The following is a 14771-nucleotide window of genomic DNA, read 5'->3' on the forward strand; positions in this document are numbered from 1 at the left end:
GTTCGCGCTGATGATCGCGGGTCTGCTCATGACCATGCGCTGGCGCTGATTATTACTCCGATCGGCGGCTTGACGTCGAATTACAGCGGTGTGACTCATCCCCAGTGTGGATAACCCCTGTGGATAACTACCCCACCTCCTGGGCGCCCCGTCAGGCCGNNTGCTGCTGGCCGGCGTGGTGGCCGACGCGCTGACCGGCGACCGCGGCGGGCTGGTGCTGTTCGCGCTGGCGGCCGTCGCCGTCGGCGCGTTCGCGGCCCACACCACCCTCGTCCGGCCCCGGCTGGCCGCCGACGCCGAAGGCCTGGTGGCCCGGACGCTGGGCGGCACGCACCGGCTGCCGTGGGCGCAGACGCGCACCCGGCTCCGCACCACGCGCCGGATGGGGCGCGACGGCGTCACGCTCGAAATCGAGCACGACGAGCAGCTGTACGTCTTCGGGTGGCTCGACCTCGGCGAAGACCCGCGGGACGTCCTGGACGTCCTCAGCACCCTGCGGGCGCGCAGCTAGGCGCAGAAGTAGGTCGGGATGCCGCGGTACGGGACGAAGCCGCAGGTCACCGCGCCGTACTGACCGGCCTGGTACGCCAGCAGGCCGACGATCGCCACGACGATGATCGTGAGCCCCACCGCCTGCCAGCGCGCCTGGTTGACCTGCGGCGCGTAGAGCAGGGCGACGGTGACCAGCGCCCCGGTGATCAGGCCGCCGACGTGCGCGTAGATCGAGATGCCCGAGATGCCGAAGGTGATGAACGCGTTCAGCGCGAGGGTGATGATCAGCCCGGTCGGGTTCAGCCGCAGCTTCAGCACGATCACCGCGTAGGCCCCCATCAGGCCGAACAGCGCGCCGGACGCGCCGGCCGTCCGCGACTGGGGATCGTCGAAGAGCAGGACCGCGGCGGACGCGCCGAGCATCGAGGTGAAGTAGAGCGCCAGGTAGCGGCCGCGGCCGCAGATCTGCTCCAGGGCGCGGCCCATCATCCACAGCGAGAACATGTTGACCGCGATGTGGATCGGCCCGTAGTGCAGGAACCCGTTGGTCAGGACCCGCCACCACTCGCCGTGGCCCAGGGTGGCGTCGACGTAGAGGCTGCCGCGCTGGAAGGCGGCGGCGAAGTCGTTGTCGTTGAGGCTCTGGGCCTGGAAGACCGTGAAGAGGAAGACCAGGACGTTCACCGCGAGGATGACCTGGGTGACGAGCACCGACTGCGAGAGCCGCGCACCGAAGACGGTCCGCTGGCCGAGGCCGGCTTCCTGGTAGCCGCGGTGCTGACGGCGCTGCTCCTGGCCACCGGCGTGCACGCAGTCGGTGCACTGGAAGCCGACAGGGGCTTCGCGGAGGCAATCCGGGCACGCCGGACGCCCGCACCGGGAACAGCTCAGTCCGGTCGGGCGGTTGGGGTGCCACCAGCACCCGGGTAGCGCGGCTTGTTCGGCGGCGGGGTTCGGCGGTTGGTTCACGATGGCACCAACCTACCGAAATCCCCGCTGAGAAGCCGTCAGTGCTCGATCGAGACCTTCTCGATCACGACGTCGGTCAGCGGGCGGTCCGCCGGGCCGGTCGCGGTACGAGCGATCGCGTCGACGACGTTGCGCGACTCCTGGTCAGCCACCTCACCGAAGATCGTGTGGCGGAAGTTCAGGTGCGTCGTCGGCGCGACGGTGATGAAGAACTGCGAGCCGTTCGTGCCGGGCCCCGCGTTGGCCATGGCCAGCAGGTACGGCTTGCTGAACTGCAGCTCCGGGTGGAATTCGTCGCCGAACTTGTAGCCGGGGCCACCGCGGCCGGTGCCGGTCGGGTCGCCGCCCTGCAGCATGAAGCCGTCGATCACCCGGTGGAAGATCGAACCGTCGTAGAAGGGGCCGGAGTTCGTGCCCGCCGCGTTGGGCTGGGTGTACTCCTTGGTGCCTTCCGCCAGCCCGACGAAGTTCGCGACCGTCTTCGGCGCGTGGTCGGGGAGCAGGTTGAGGTGGATATCACCCTGGTTGGTGTGCAGCGTAGCTTTCACGGAAGCCATCGTGCCATCTGCGGGCGGGCGGCGCGGAAAAGGGGCACGATAGGTTACGGGTAACAGAGCAGTGCCAAAACGAATGATGAGGTGAAGCCCATGTCCCGGGCGACAGCCCAGGCCGTCGAGACCGCCGACAAACTCGTCACCGAGGGTGTCAAGCAGGGGCGGCGCGCGCAGAAGAAGCTCGCGAAGAAGACGGAACTGACCCGCAAGGAGCTCAAGAAGAGCTCGAAGGCCGCTCGCCAGGAGGCGCTCGCGCGCCTGTCCGAGCTGCGCAAGCCGGGTCGCAAGGCGAAGAAGGCCGCCATCAAGGCCGCGAAGGCGGCCGGCGAGTCGAAGCGCCGCGGCAAGAAGGACTTCAAGGCGGCGAAGAAGGACTTCTACGCCGCTGTGTCCGAGGCCAAGTCGGCCGCCAAGGGCACCCGCAGCCGCCGCAAGTGGCCGTGGCTGCTGGGCCTGGTCGTGGTCGGCGCGGGCGCCGCCTACGCACTGCGGTCGAAGCAGGAGCCGCCGGTCGCCCCGGCGCCGCCGAAGGCCACCCCGCCGGCGCCGAAGCCCGCCGAAGCGGCGAAGCCGGCCCCGCAGGCGAACGGTAAGGCGCCGTCCGCGGCGCCGGCCGAAAAGAAGAACTGAACAGGACACGAAGAGGCCCCCGGGGGTGCAACCGGGGGCCTCTTCAGTCTTGCTCGAAACCGATCAGACGGCCGCGGCGTGCTTGTCGATCAGCTGGCCGAGACGCGGCAGCGCCTCCTCGACGTTCTTCTTGCCGTTCGGGCGCAGCTTGCCGTAGACCTTCTTGATGCTGTCGCGGCTGCTCTTCTCCGCACGCGAGTCGGTCACGCTCAGCAGCGCGTCCGAAGCCTCGTCCGAGCGGCTGGACAGGTAGGCGCCGAAGTCGTTGCCGCCCTGGGCGCGGTAGTCGCCGTAGAACGGCTCGAGCGCGGAGGCGAAGTCCGGCAGCAGCGTGTCGACGGCCGAGGGGATGATGCCCGGCTTGATCTTCTTGACCGCGGCGAAGCCGGTCTTCACGACGGCACCGGAAACGCCGCCCTTGTCGGAGACCTCGGCGTCGACGAGGGTCTCGAAGTCGGAGACGACAGCCGGGCGACGGCCGGAGTCGAGCAGGATTTCCTTGAGGGTGTCAGCCACGAATCTTGTCCTTTGTCGTTGCAGAGTTGGTGCCCCGCCCCGGGGTGGGGGTCCCCGGTGGCTGCGGTGCGCGAGTCCACGAAGCCTGCGCGTGACGCACAGGGTAATACAAGATCAACATCACTCACCCGTGTGGAGGTCGCTACCTAGAGCTTCAGGGCGGAGATAGTCTTCTTGACCACTGTGCGTGCCTTCACGCTCTGCTTCTGGTTCGTGGTCGCGATGACCGCCGTACCCCCCTTCGAGACCGCGTAGACGGCCCCGTCGTCGGAGGACAAATAGCCCCCCTTCCAGCCGGAAGGGTCGCTCGCCGGGTTGGACGAGTCGAGCGGCGCCGCCTTGTTGACCAGCGCCGTCGCCGTCTTCGCGTCCCCGACGTACACCCGGACGGTGAGCTGGACCTTCCCGTCCGGGCGGTAGAAGAAGCACGCAGGGTGGGGCTGGTCGGCGGACACGCGCACCTTCGACACGTGCTGGCCGTTCGACTCGGCCACGAACTCGCTGCCCAGGTACGGGCAGTCCTCCGTCGCACCCGGCTCGGGGTCCGGGGGCAGGCCGCCGGTGTTGCTCGAGTTCGTGGACGCCGACGGCGTGCTGGGTGTCGCGGTGCCGGTCACGATGGTGGCGCTGCAGCCGGCCAGCAGGGCCACGGCGGGCGCGAGAAGTACGAGTCGTCGCATAGCGCCGACAGTCAACCACGAAGCATGTGTGAAAACCGCTGGCTGACGACGGCCTGACGACCGGACGTGCGACGATGACCCCGTGCTCACCCCCGAGCAGTACCTCGGCGCGATGGCCGAGCGCATCCAGCGGGCCGGCGGCCGGCTGAACACCGTGCAGATCGGCCCCGCCACGGCCGTCGTCGGGCTGTTCACCGAGTCGGTGATGCTTTCGACGATGAACTACTGCGTGGTCGCCGCCGCCGTGCCCGAGGTCAGCGCGGCCGCGTTGTACGACTTCACCGGCCGCGCCACGCAGCACGCCCGGGCGAACCTGGTCGGCACCATGGGCTGGACGGCGGCTTCGGTCGTGATCGCCGGGCTCGTCGGCGGCCGCGTGTACCCGGACGCCGCGCAGGCCGCGTCGGCGAAGTCGGGCAACCAGTTCGGCGGCGAGACGCGGATGGTCGCGGTGGACCTCTCGGCCGGGCAGATGTACGCGTTCGTCGGCGGCAAGTTCTGGGGCGCCGCGGTCCAGGGTTCGGTCAACGCCAAGCTGACGTACTGCTTCCCGCAGCCGGCCGAGGTCTACCAGCAACTGCAGTGGCAGCAGGCGCAGCAGCAGTACCCCGGTCAGCAGCCGCCGATGGCCGCGCCGGCGCCGCAGGTGCCGCCTCCGCCGTACGCCGGCCCGGCCGGTCCGCAGCCGCCGGTCTACCCACCGCCGGGGCACGCTCCCCAGCAGGGTCCGTACGGTTACTGACATGGTGCAGTTGCGTGGCTGGCCGTCGTTCCCCGAAGAACTGCCCGGGTTCACGCCGGAAACGGCGCCACCGGACCCGCAGGCGCTGTTCCTCGAGTGGCTGACCGAGGCCGGTGAGCACGTGCTGGCACCGCACGCCGTCACGCTGTCCACAGTGGATGCCGATGGCGCACCCGACGCGCGCGTGGTGATCCTCAAGGACGTCGGCCCCGGCGGCTGGGCGGTCGCGACCAGCTCGGAAAGCCCCAAGGGCCGGCAGTTGCAGAAGGACCCGCGGGCGGCGTTGACGTTCTTCTGGCCCGGCCGCGGCCGGCAGGTCCGGCTGCGCGGCCCGGTCTCCCCCGCCGCGCCCGAGGTGTCCGCGGCGGACTTCCTCGCCCGGCCGCCGGCGTCCCGCGTCGAAGCGTTCATCGGGCACCAGTCGCAGGTGTTGCACGATCCGGCGGACCTGGCCGCGGCGGCCGCCGAGGCGGAACGCTGGGTCGAGGAGAACCCGGACGTGGCCCCGGAGACCTGGACGCGGTACCTGGTGGACCCGGACGAGGTCGAGTTCTGGCAGGCGAGTCACGACCGGCGGCACGTGCGGCTGCGGTACCGGAAGTCCGGCGGCGGCTGGGTCCGCGAGCGCCTCTGGCCTTGACGGGCCGGACGCGGCGGCGTAGGGAGGAATCCGACAAAACGGAGGTTCCGATGCGCCGGACCGTCGTCCTCGCCACCACCGCCGCACTGTCCGCCGGGCTGCTGTCCGGCGCTTCCGCGGGCGAAGTCTCCCCACCGCGGCACCCCGCCGTCTTCGAGACGGTGTTCGCGTCACCGCTCGGCCTGGAAGGCCTGGCCACCGACGGGCGGGGCAACCTCTACACGCCGGCGCGCGGCGCCGATCCGTGTCCGGTCTACCGGGTCGCGGCCACCGGCGGCCCCGCCGCGATCGTCGGCACGATCCCGGGTCCGTGCAACCCGGCCGGGCTCGCGTTCGACCGGAGTGGCCGGTTGTACGTGGCGAACGCCGACACCGTGGTGTCGTTCGCGCCGGACGCGGCGAACCCGCCGTCTGCGACGGTGTTCACCAGCGGTGTCCCCGGCGCGAACGGCCTGGCCTTCGACTCCTCGGGCGCGCTGTGGATCTCCGACGGCGGCACCGGCCAGGGCCGGGTGTGGCGCGCGGGCGCGGACGGCGTGGCGGCCGAGCAGTTCCGCGTGCAGCCGATGGTCAGCGACGTCAACGCGGTCAACGGCGTCGGCGGGATCGGCCGGGACGTGCGCGGCCTGCCGCCGGGGACGGTCACGATCACGCCGAACGGCCGCACGGCCGCGGACACCGCGGGCTCGCAGCACATCGTCGCGAACGGCCTCGTCTTCACCGCGGACGGCACGCTGCTGGTCGCGGACACGGCCCGGGGCGCGCTCTGGCGCGTGCCGATGGACCGCACGGGCCGCCCGCGCGCCTCGACCGGCTGCGACGCCGCCTTCCCGCCGAACACGTTGTGCCTGGACAACGTCGGCGTGCAGCACCCGTACCTCGAAGGCGCCGACGGGATCGTCCTCGACCGCGCGGGCGGCGTCTGGACGGCGGTGAACGAGCGCAACGCGATCGTCCTGGCCCGCCGCGACGGCCGCGTGGTGGAGTACTTCCGCAACCCGGCCGACGCGACGTCGAAGCTGCGCAACGCCGGCCCGCTCGAGTTCCCGACCAGCCCGGTGCTGCTGCCGGACGGCCGCCTGTGCGTCACGCAGTCCGACGGCAACCGCCGCGACAACGCCCCGAACACCGCGGGCGAAGCCGCTCCGGCGGGCGCGGTGCGGGCGAAGGTCTCCTGCGTCAAGCCCTGATCGGGGGTATGCGGGTTCCGCGCCGGTGTGCGCATGATGCACGCATGCGCTCGAAGATGCTGACCGCCGGGCTGGTCCTGGCGCTGACCGCCGCACTCGGGGGTGTGGCCGCGGCCGACGCGCGTCCTGGGGGACGACCGAAGCTGACGGATCCGCACCCGTGCCCGGGCCAGCCGGGCTTCACGTGTTCGACCCTGACCGTCCCGCTCGACCACACCGGCCGCGTGCCGGGCACGCTCGACCTGCCGGTGGCGACCGCGGACAACGCGAACGCGCCCAAGGGCGTCCTGCTGTTCCTCACCGGCGGCCCCGGGCAGGGCGGCGTCGGCACCATCACGCGGATCGCCGGGCAGCGGCTGCCGGAAGTCGCGCGGGACTACCGGATCGTCATGCTCGACCAGCGGGGCACCGGGCCGTCGGGGGCGTTGCGGTGTCCCGGCCTGCAGGCGGAGGTGGGCAGTTCGGACATCGCGACGCCGTCGGCCGGCGCGGTGCAGGAGTGCGCGCGCATCCTCGGCGACACGGCGCCGCTGTATTCGACCGACCAGAGCGTGGCGGACTTCGACCGGCTGAGGCAGGCACTGGGCGTGCCGAAACTGGTCGTCGACGGCGTCTCGTACGGCTCCTTCACGGCGGCGCGGTACGCGATCGCGCACCCGGACCACGTCAGCAAGGTCATCCTCGATTCGGTGCTGCCCCACCACGCGACGGCGTCGGCTTCGCTGTACCTGACGGGCATGACGGCGGAGGCCCGCGTGCTGCGCGCGGCGTGCACGGTCGCCCCGGCCTGCGGCTACGACCCGGCCGAGGACCTCGCGTGGGTGGTCCGCCACCGCAGCACGGCCGACGGCGTGAGGATCTTCGACACGGTGGTGTCGTACGAATTCGCGGATCCCACCTACCGCAACGCGGCGGCGGGCGACATCATCGGCGCCCTGCACGAAGCCCGCGGCGGCGCCCCGGCGCGGTTGGACGGCCTGCTGGAGGCGTACCGGTCCGGCGGCGACGACCCGGCGGCGTTCAGCGCGGGTCTCCACGCGGCCACGCTGTGCGCGGACGGCCGGTTCCCGTGGGGCTCCGCGGCGACCCCGCTCGCGCTCCGCCGTCCGTTGCTGTCGCTGGCGTCCCGGGCCCTGCCGGAGTCGGCGACCTGGCCGTACACGACGGGCGTGGCGACGCAGCAGGGCTTCATCCAGAGCTGCCTGCCGTGGCCGGCGGAACGCCCGGCCTCGAACCCGTTTTCGCGGCTGCCGGACGTCCCGGTGCTGCTGCTCAACGGCGACCGTGACCTGTCGACGCCGGTGGAGTGGGCCCGCGAGGAGGCGGCCCAGGCCCCGCGCGGGCAGCTCGTGATCGTGCCGGGCGAGTCGCATTCGATCCAGAACCGCGAGCGCGGCCACGCGGGGCGGGACGCGGTGCTCAGCTTCCTGCGGTGAGCGCGGCGAAGACCGCGTCCCGCACCTCGGCATCGGAGGGTGTCTCTCGCCGTTGTTCGGCAGCGAGCTCGGCGAGGGACACCATGGTGACGTCGGCGAGGCCGCAGGCGGTGAAGCGGTGGAAGGCCGACATGTCCGGGTCGACGTTGAGCGCGAAGCCGTGGCTGGTGACGCCCCCGCGGATCCGCATGCCGATCGACGCGAGCTTGCGGTGGTCGGGCGTCCACACACCGGCGAGGCTGGCCGCGCCCTTCGGCGTATCCCGCCTGGTGGCGGGAAAGCCGAGGATCGCGAGGGCGGCCACCAGGCCGTTTTCCAGCCACCGCACGATGTCGACCGGCCCGCGCGCCTTGACGTCGACGACGAGGTAGCCGACGAGCTGCCCCGGCCCGTGGTAGGTGGCGAACCCGCCGCGGTCGACCTGGACGGCCGGGAGGTCGGTGGGCAGGTCCTCGGGCCGGGTGCGCGGCCCGTAGGTGACGATCGGCGGATGGCTGAGGAAGAAGAGCCGATCCTCGGCCAGGCCCTGCCGGCGGTCCTCGGCCCAGGTGCTCATGTCGGCGAGAGCCTGGTGGTACCCGACCTCACCGAGGTCGACCCGCTTGATCGGCCATCCCACGGTTTCCAGGCTACGCCGAGGCTTCCGTCCACGTGACCGGCAGCTCGTGGACGCCGTAGATGTTCATGTCCGTGCGCAGCTTCACCTCCTCGGCCGGGACCGCCAGCGCCAACGTGGGGAAGCGGCGCAGCAGGCCCTCGAACCCCGCGCGCATCTCGATGCGGGCCAGCTGCTGGCCGAGGCACTGGTGGACGCCGTGGCCGAAGGACAGCAGACCGCGGGCGTTGCGGTGGATGTCCAGCGTGTCCGGGTTTTCGAAACGCCGGGGGTCGTGGTTGGCGGCCAGCAGCGAGACGACGACCGTCGAGCCCTTGGTGATCGTTTCGCCGCCGAGCTCGAGGTCCTCCGTGGCGTAGCGGAAGAAGATGTCGGCCACGGACAGGTAGCGCAGCAGCTCCTCGACGGCGCCGGGCAGCAGTTCCGCGTCGGCGTGCAGTTCGGCGCGCTGCTCGGGGTGCTCCAGCAGGGCGAACGTGCCCAGGGACAGCATGTTGGCCGTCGTCTCGTGGCCGGCGAGGAGCAGCAGGAACGCCGCGCCGGTCAGCTCTTCGATGGTGAGGTCGTCGTGACGGGCGAGGTCGGACAGGATGTCTTCGCCGGGCTCGGCGCGCTTGCTCGCGACCAGTTCGGACAGGTACGTGTTCAGCGCGATGTACGCGCCCATCTTCTCCTCGAGCGTCTGCTCCCGGACCATGAACTGCGCGGAGTTGGCCTGGAAGGTCTCCCGGTCCGCGTAGGGCACGCCGAGCAGCTCGCAGATCACCAGCGACGGCACCGGGAGCGCGAACTCCTTGACCAGGTCGACCGGCGGGGCGAGCCGGGCCAGGTGGTCCAGCTGCCGCTCGACGACGTCGGCGATGTGCTCCTCCAGCTGCTTCATCCGCTTGACGGTGAAGGCACCGGTGAGCTTGCGCCGCAGCCGGCTGTGGTCCGGCGGGTCCATCGCGATGAACATGCCCGGCATCGGCGGCGACGGCTCGGTGGCGGCGGGCATGCCCGTCTCGTACGGCACGTGGATGACGTCGAGGTCCAGCCGGGAGCTGAACCGCGTGTCGGCCATCATCTGCCGGACCTCGTCGTAGCCGGTGACGAGCCAGCCCTCGTGCCCGTCGGGGAACACCAGCGGGCTGACCGGGCGGGTGTCGCGCAGCCGGGTGAGCGCGCTCGGCGGGTCGAAGGGGCCCGCGTCGCGGTCCATGGGGAGTCCGTGCGGGACGTCGGCCGTCTGGCTCATCGGCTTTCCTTTCGTGGGTGTGCCGAGAACGATCGCCGAGCGGGCTGACACGGGCCTGACACGCTTCGGACACCGCCGTTCGTGGCAAGATCGCCGGGTGCAGATCGGGATCCTGGGGCCCTTCGAAGTGCGCACGGACGACGGCGTGCTCGCCGATGTGCCGGGCGCCCGCCTGCGCGGGCTGCTGGTCGCCCTCGCGCTCGAGCCGGGGCAGGTGGTCCCGAAGGCGACGCTCGTCGACTGGATCTGGGGTGAGCAGCCGCCGGCCGAGGCGCCGAACGCGTTGCAGCGCCTGGTTTCCCGGCTGCGGAAGGCCCTGCCCGAGGGCTCGGTGGACGGCCGGCCGACCGGTTACCGGCTGGTGGTGGCGCCCGACGACGTCGACGCCGTGCGGTTCGAACGCCTCGTCGGCCAGGCCCGCAAGGACGACGATCCGCGGCGGCTGCGCGAGGCTCTCGAGCTCTGGCGTGGTTCGGCCATGCAGGACGTCGACCTGCCGGAAAGCGCGGCGTTCGAGGCCGCCGTCACCCGGCTCGAAGGGCTGCGCCTGGCCGCACTGGAGGACCGGTTCGACGCGGAAGTCCGGCTCGGACACGGCGCGGACCTGGTCACCGAGCTGACCGACCTGGTCGCCGCGCACCCGATGCGGGAACGGCTCGTCGCCGCGTTGATGCGCGCCCTCGTCGCGACCGGCCGCGACACCGAGGCGCTGCTCGCCTACGAACGCACGCGGGAAACCCTGGCCGACACCCTCGGCGTCGACCCGTCGCCGGAGCTGGCCGAAGTGCACCTCGCGCTGCTGCGCGGCGAGCTGGGCCGGCGGGAGGAGACCCGGAAGACCAACCTGCGGGCCGAGCTGACCAGCTTCGTCGGCAAGGACGCCGACGTCGCCGCCGTCCGGGAGCTCGTCGCCGGGCACCGGCTCACCACCCTGATCGGGCCGGGCGGTTCGGGAAAGACCAGGCAGGCCACGGAAACCGCGCGCACGCTGCTCGGCGACCTGCCGGACGGCGCGTGGCTGGTCGAGCTGGCGGGGATCGGCGCCGGCGACGACGTCGCCCAGGCGACGCTCGGCGCGCTCAAGCTGCGGGACTCGCTCGTCGGCGAGGCACCGGACGCCGAGCCGACGGACCGGGTCATCGCCGCCCTGCGCGAGCGTTCGATGCTGCTGGTCCTGGACAACTGCGAGCACGTCATCGAGTCCGCGGCGACGTTCGCGCACCGGGTGCTCGGGGAGTGCCGCCGGCTGCGGATCCTCGCGACCAGCCGCGAGCCGCTCGGCATCACCGGGGAAGCCCTGTGGCAGGTCGCGCCCCTGATCCTGCCCGCGGAGGACGCCGATCCCGCCGAAATCGAGTCCGCCCCGGCCGTCCGGCTGCTGCGGGACCGGGCCGGCGCGGTGCGCAAGGACCTCGCGGCCGACACGCGCACCCTGGCCCGCGTCTGCCGGGCGCTGGACGGGATGCCGCTGGCCATCGAACTCGCCGCCGCCCGCCTGCGCACGATGTCGCTCGACCAGCTCGCGCACCGGCTCGACGACCGGTTCCGCCTGCTCACCGGCGGCAGCCGGACCGCACTCCCCCGGCACCGCACGCTGCGCGCGGTGATCGACTGGAGCTGGGAGCTGCTCTCCGACGCCGAACGTGTCGTCCTGCGCCGGCTCTCGGTGTTCGCCGGCGGGGCGAGCCTGGAAGCGGCCGAGCGGGTCTGCGGGGATGACGACGTGCTCGACCTGCTGACCGCGTTGACCGAGAAGTCGCTGGTGGTCGTCGTCGGCGAGCGCTACCGCATGCTCGGCACGATCAAGGAGTACGCCGAGCAGCGGCTCGCGGAAGCGGGCGAGACGGACGTCGCCAGGCGCGCCCACCTCGCGTACTTCACCGAACTCGTCGAGACCGCGGAGCCGCACCTGCGCCGCGCCGAGCAGCTGGCGTGGCTCGCCACGCTGGAGGCGGAGCACGACAACATCGCCGCGGCGATGCGCGGAGCACTCGCGGCGGGCGAGGCGGCCGAGGCGATGCGGCTCGCGGCGACCGCCGGCTGGTACTGGTGGCTGGCCGGGCACCGGGCGGAGGGCAACGAGCTGGTCATGGCGGCCACCGCCCTGCCCGGCGAAGTGCCGGACGAGATCCGTGGCGTGGTCTACACGTTCGTCGTCCAGTTCGTGACGTCCGGGCAGCAGAGCGACGAGTACCGGGCGGAGGAGTGGATCCGCAAGGCGTACGAGATCAGCCTGGGCGTCGAAAACCCCCAGCTGGCGTTGCGCTTCGCCGCTTCGCTGGAGCGCCTGCTGCACGGAGCGGAAGCGGCGCTGACGGCGTTCGAGCCGCTGCTCGCCGACGAAGACCCGTGGGTACGCGCGGTGGCCCGGCTGCAGCTGGGCAAGATGCGCATCCAGTTCGGCCACGGCGACCGGGAAGCGGACACGCTGCTCGAGACGGCCGTCGCCGAGTTCCGCGTCCTCGGCGAACGGTGGGGCACCTCGTTCGCCCTGACCGAGCTGGCCGACCGCATCACCGTGCGCGGCGACTTCGCCGAAGCGTGCGAGTACTACGAGCAGGCCATCGAGGTGGTGACCGAGGTCGGCGCCATCGAGGACGTCGTGCGGATGCGGGCGCGGCAGGCCCAGCTGCACTGGTTGCTGGGCGACGAAAAGGCCAGCGCGGCCGCGCTGGCCGAGGCCCAGCGGTGCGCGGAGGGCGTGGCCTGGCCGAACGCGCAGGCCGAGCTCGCACTGGCCAAGGCGGAACTCGCACGCTGGAGCGGCGACACCGGCCAAGCGCGGCACCAGCTCGACGTCGCGACGACGATGCTGGGCGACGACGCCGAGCGCGCGATCGTCCGGGCGGTGGCCCACGACCTGCTCGGCTACCTCGCCGAGGACGTCGGCGAATCCCGTGCGCACTGGGCGGCGGCGTTCGAAGCGGCGAATGAGACAGGACACCCGCTGACGATCGCGCGGATCCTCGTCGGCATCGCGGACCTGGCGCTGCGCACCGGCCAGGACGAGCAGGCGGCGCGGTTGCTGGGAGCGAGCGCGGGGGTCCGGGGCCTGCCGGACCGGTCGCACCCGGACGTGGCCCGGATCGAGGAAACGGCCCGACGTCGCCTCGGTGACGAGGGGTTCACCGAGGCGACGCGGGCGGGGGCGGCAGCGAGCTGGCCGGAGCTGGCCGCGGTCACGCTCGCTTCTTGAAGGTCGACGACGCCCACAGGTAGCCGACGACGGCGATCCCGGCGCACCAGCCGAGCGCGGCGAGCAGGGTGCCGGTGGCCGGCGTCCCGTTGAGCAGTCCCCGCAGGGTTTCGATGATCGGCGTGAACGGCTGGTACTCGGCGAACTGCTTGAGGCCGGGGCCCATTTTCTCGGCGGGCACGATCGCGCTGCTGAAGAACGGGAGCATGACCAGCGGCACCGAAGCCAGCCCCGCCGTTTCCGGCGATTTCGCCGCCAGGCCCAGCGCGATCGTGAGCCAGCCGGTCGCGAACCCGAGCAGGACGACGACGCCGAGCGCGCCGAGCCAGTCGAGGAAGCCCGCGGCCGGGCTGAAGCCCAGCAGGAAGGCGACGCCGAGGAGCGCCGCGATGGCGACCAGGTTGGTCAGCACGCTGGCGACGACGTGCCCGGTCAGCACCGCGCCGCGCGAGACGTCCATGACCTTGAAGCGGTTGATGATGCCCTTGGTCATGTCGGAGTTCACCGCGGTGGCGGTGGCGCCCAGCCCGTAGCAGACGGCGAGCAGCATCAGCCCCGGCGTCGCGTAGTCGACGTAGTTCACGCCGACGCTGAACGCGTCGCCGAACATGTAGACGAACATCAGCATGACGACGACCGGCATCAGGATCGCGTTGAAGACGGACATCGGATTCCGGGCGATGTGCTTGAAGTTGCGGCGCAGCATGACGATCGAGTGGGAGTTCATTTCGCGGAAACCTCCGTGGCGTGGCCCGTCAGGGCGAGGAAGACGTCGTCGAGATCGGGGGTGTGGACGGAAAGCTCTTCGGCGCTGAGCGCGTATTCGTCGAGTCTGTCCAAAAGGGACCGAAGCGATTTGGTGCCGCCGTCGCTGGGCACGCGCAGGGCCAGGGCTTCGTCGTCCCGGGTGGCGTCGGAGAGGACGCGCGCGGCCGCGTCGAGCTCGGCGGTGGTGGTGAACCGGAGCCGGACGTGGGTGCCGGGAATCCGGCGCTTGAGTTCGTCCGCGGTGCCCTGGGCGACCAGCCGCCCTTGGTCGAGCACGGCGATGCGGTCGGCGAGCTGATCGGCTTCTTCGAGGTACTGGGTGGTGAGGAAGATGGTCACGCCGTCGGCGACGAGGTCGCGGATGATGGTCCACATGGTCCGGCGGCTGCGCGGGTCCAGACCGGTCGTCGGTTCGTCGAGGAAGATGATCCGCGGGCGGCCGACGAGCGTCATGGCGAGGTCGAGCTTCCGGCGCATGCCCCCGGAGTAGGTCGACGCGGGCTTGTGCGCCGCCTCGGTGAGTTCGAAGCGCTCCAGCAGCTCGGCGACGGTCCGCTTCCGGGCACCCCGGTTGAGGTCGACCATCAGCTGCAGGTTTTCCTGCCCGGTGAGCAGTTCGTCGACGGCGGCGAACTGCCCGGTGACGCCGATCGCCGCCCGCACGGCCTTGGCCTGGGTGGCAACGTCGTGCCCGGCGACGCGGATCGTGCCGGCGTCGGCCTTCGCGAGCGTGGTCAGGACGTTGACGGTGGTGGTCTTGCCGGCGCCGTTCGGGCCGAGCAGCGAGAAGATCGTGCCGGCCTGGACTTCGAGGTCCACGCCGTCGAGGACGGTTTTGTCTTGGTAGGCCTTCCGCAGTCCGGAGGCCGTGATCGCCAGGTCTGTCATGGGAACCACTGTCGAGGGGCGGCCTGACACCGGCCTGATCCGGACCTGACACGGGCCTTTTCCGGCGAAACCGGGCAAAGATCCGTTAGCCTGCTCAGGCTAGTTGATCTTGACCCAAAAGGAGCAACTGTTCATGTCGATCAAACGAGCCGCCAGCACCCTGCTGACAGCCGGCGTGCTGGCGGCCGCGGGCACCATCGCCCTGGCCGCCCCGGCG

At 71.6% G+C, this 14771-nt stretch carries 15 protein-coding genes; 7 read left to right on the top strand and 8 right to left on the bottom strand.

Translation table 11 applies throughout. The features are described from left to right. The first annotated feature begins 175 nt into the window (after nucleotides 1–175). A complete protein-coding gene (locus tag CCN39_RS03535; protein WP_244210598.1) occupies nucleotides 176–511 on the top strand; it encodes a PH domain-containing protein in 336 nt (111 codons plus the stop codon). On the opposite strand, the gene CCN39_RS03540 is transcribed toward CCN39_RS03535, so the two are convergent. Both CCN39_RS03540 and CCN39_RS03545 read right to left on the bottom strand, forming a co-directional pair. Then, nucleotides 508–1302 carry a rhomboid family intramembrane serine protease gene (locus tag CCN39_RS03540; protein WP_086838371.1) on the bottom strand — a complete coding sequence of 265 codons (795 nt, stop codon included), beginning with the start codon at nucleotides 1300–1302 and terminating at the stop codon, nucleotides 508–510. The two genes, CCN39_RS03535 and CCN39_RS03540, sit on opposite strands and share 4 nt — an antisense overlap. A 197-nt stretch (nucleotides 1303–1499) precedes the next feature. Then, nucleotides 1500–2018 carry a peptidylprolyl isomerase gene (locus CCN39_RS03545; RefSeq protein WP_167454967.1) on the bottom strand — a complete coding sequence of 173 codons (519 nt, stop codon included), beginning with the start codon at nucleotides 2016–2018 and terminating at the stop codon, nucleotides 1500–1502. 90 nt (nucleotides 2019–2108) lie between these two features. On the opposite strand from CCN39_RS03545, the gene CCN39_RS03550 reads away from it, so the two are divergent. Then, nucleotides 2109–2645, top strand: coding sequence for a hypothetical protein (locus tag CCN39_RS03550; protein WP_086838373.1), 537 nt, complete (start codon nucleotides 2109–2111; stop codon nucleotides 2643–2645). 63 nt (nucleotides 2646–2708) lie between these two features. Here CCN39_RS03550 and CCN39_RS03555 read toward each other — a convergent pair whose 3' ends face one another. After that, entirely contained in the window at nucleotides 2709–3161 is a 453-nt protein-coding gene (locus tag CCN39_RS03555; protein WP_086838374.1) for a DUF6918 family protein, read from the bottom strand. A gap of 146 nt (nucleotides 3162–3307) precedes the next feature. Further along, nucleotides 3308–3841 (bottom strand): DUF2020 domain-containing protein, encoded by a 534-nt coding sequence (locus tag CCN39_RS03560; RefSeq protein WP_208630125.1) that lies wholly within the window; start codon nucleotides 3839–3841, stop codon nucleotides 3308–3310. A gap of 82 nt (nucleotides 3842–3923) precedes the next feature. Between CCN39_RS03560 and CCN39_RS03565 the strand changes: the two genes are divergently transcribed. The 4 genes from CCN39_RS03565 to CCN39_RS03580 are packed head-to-tail and all read left to right on the top strand — an operon-like array spanning nucleotide 3924 to nucleotide 7849. Beyond that, nucleotides 3924–4583 (top strand): hypothetical protein, encoded by a 660-nt coding sequence (locus CCN39_RS03565; protein WP_086838375.1) that lies wholly within the window; start codon nucleotides 3924–3926, stop codon nucleotides 4581–4583. Between the two features lies 1 nt (nucleotide 4584). Further along, a complete protein-coding gene (locus CCN39_RS03570; protein WP_086838376.1) occupies nucleotides 4585–5223 on the top strand; it encodes a pyridoxine/pyridoxamine 5'-phosphate oxidase in 639 nt (212 codons plus the stop codon). A gap of 50 nt (nucleotides 5224–5273) precedes the next feature. Further along, nucleotides 5274–6413, top strand: a complete 1140-nt coding sequence (locus tag CCN39_RS03575; protein ID WP_086838377.1) for an SMP-30/gluconolactonase/LRE family protein — start codon at nucleotides 5274–5276, stop codon at nucleotides 6411–6413. A gap of 44 nt (nucleotides 6414–6457) precedes the next feature. Then, on the top strand, nucleotides 6458–7849 hold the full coding sequence (locus CCN39_RS03580; protein WP_086838378.1) for an alpha/beta hydrolase: 1392 nt from the start codon (nucleotides 6458–6460) through the stop codon (nucleotides 7847–7849). Here CCN39_RS03580 and lipB read toward each other — a convergent pair. Further along, nucleotides 7833–8468, bottom strand: a complete 636-nt coding sequence (gene lipB / locus CCN39_RS03585; protein WP_086838379.1) for a lipoyl(octanoyl) transferase LipB — start codon at nucleotides 8466–8468, stop codon at nucleotides 7833–7835. The two genes, CCN39_RS03580 and lipB, sit on opposite strands and share 17 nt — an antisense overlap. Before the next feature lie 10 nt (nucleotides 8469–8478). Continuing rightward, nucleotides 8479–9702, bottom strand: a complete 1224-nt coding sequence (locus CCN39_RS03590) for a cytochrome P450 (protein ID WP_086838380.1) — start codon at nucleotides 9700–9702, stop codon at nucleotides 8479–8481. Between the two features lie 97 nt (nucleotides 9703–9799). On the opposite strand from CCN39_RS03590, the gene CCN39_RS03595 reads away from it, so the two are divergent. After that, the gene (locus tag CCN39_RS03595) at nucleotides 9800–12898 is read left to right on the top strand and encodes an ATP-binding protein (protein ID WP_086838381.1); all 3099 of its coding nucleotides are present in this window, start codon (nucleotides 9800–9802) and stop codon (nucleotides 12896–12898) included. On the opposite strand, the gene CCN39_RS03600 is transcribed toward CCN39_RS03595, so the two are convergent. Next, complete coding sequence (locus CCN39_RS03600; RefSeq protein ID WP_086838382.1) at nucleotides 12882–13625, bottom strand: ABC transporter permease; 744 nt, start codon at nucleotides 13623–13625, stop codon at nucleotides 12882–12884. The genes CCN39_RS03595 and CCN39_RS03600 overlap by 17 nt on opposite strands. After that, nucleotides 13622–14554, bottom strand: a complete 933-nt coding sequence (locus tag CCN39_RS03605; protein ID WP_086838383.1) for an ATP-binding cassette domain-containing protein — start codon at nucleotides 14552–14554, stop codon at nucleotides 13622–13624. The genes CCN39_RS03600 and CCN39_RS03605 overlap by 4 nt, the downstream gene beginning before the upstream one ends. Nucleotides 14555–14771 lie beyond the last annotated feature (217 nt).

This window comes from Amycolatopsis kentuckyensis (genome assembly GCF_002155975.1).
GTDB lineage: Bacteria > Actinomycetota > Actinomycetes > Mycobacteriales > Pseudonocardiaceae > Amycolatopsis > Amycolatopsis kentuckyensis.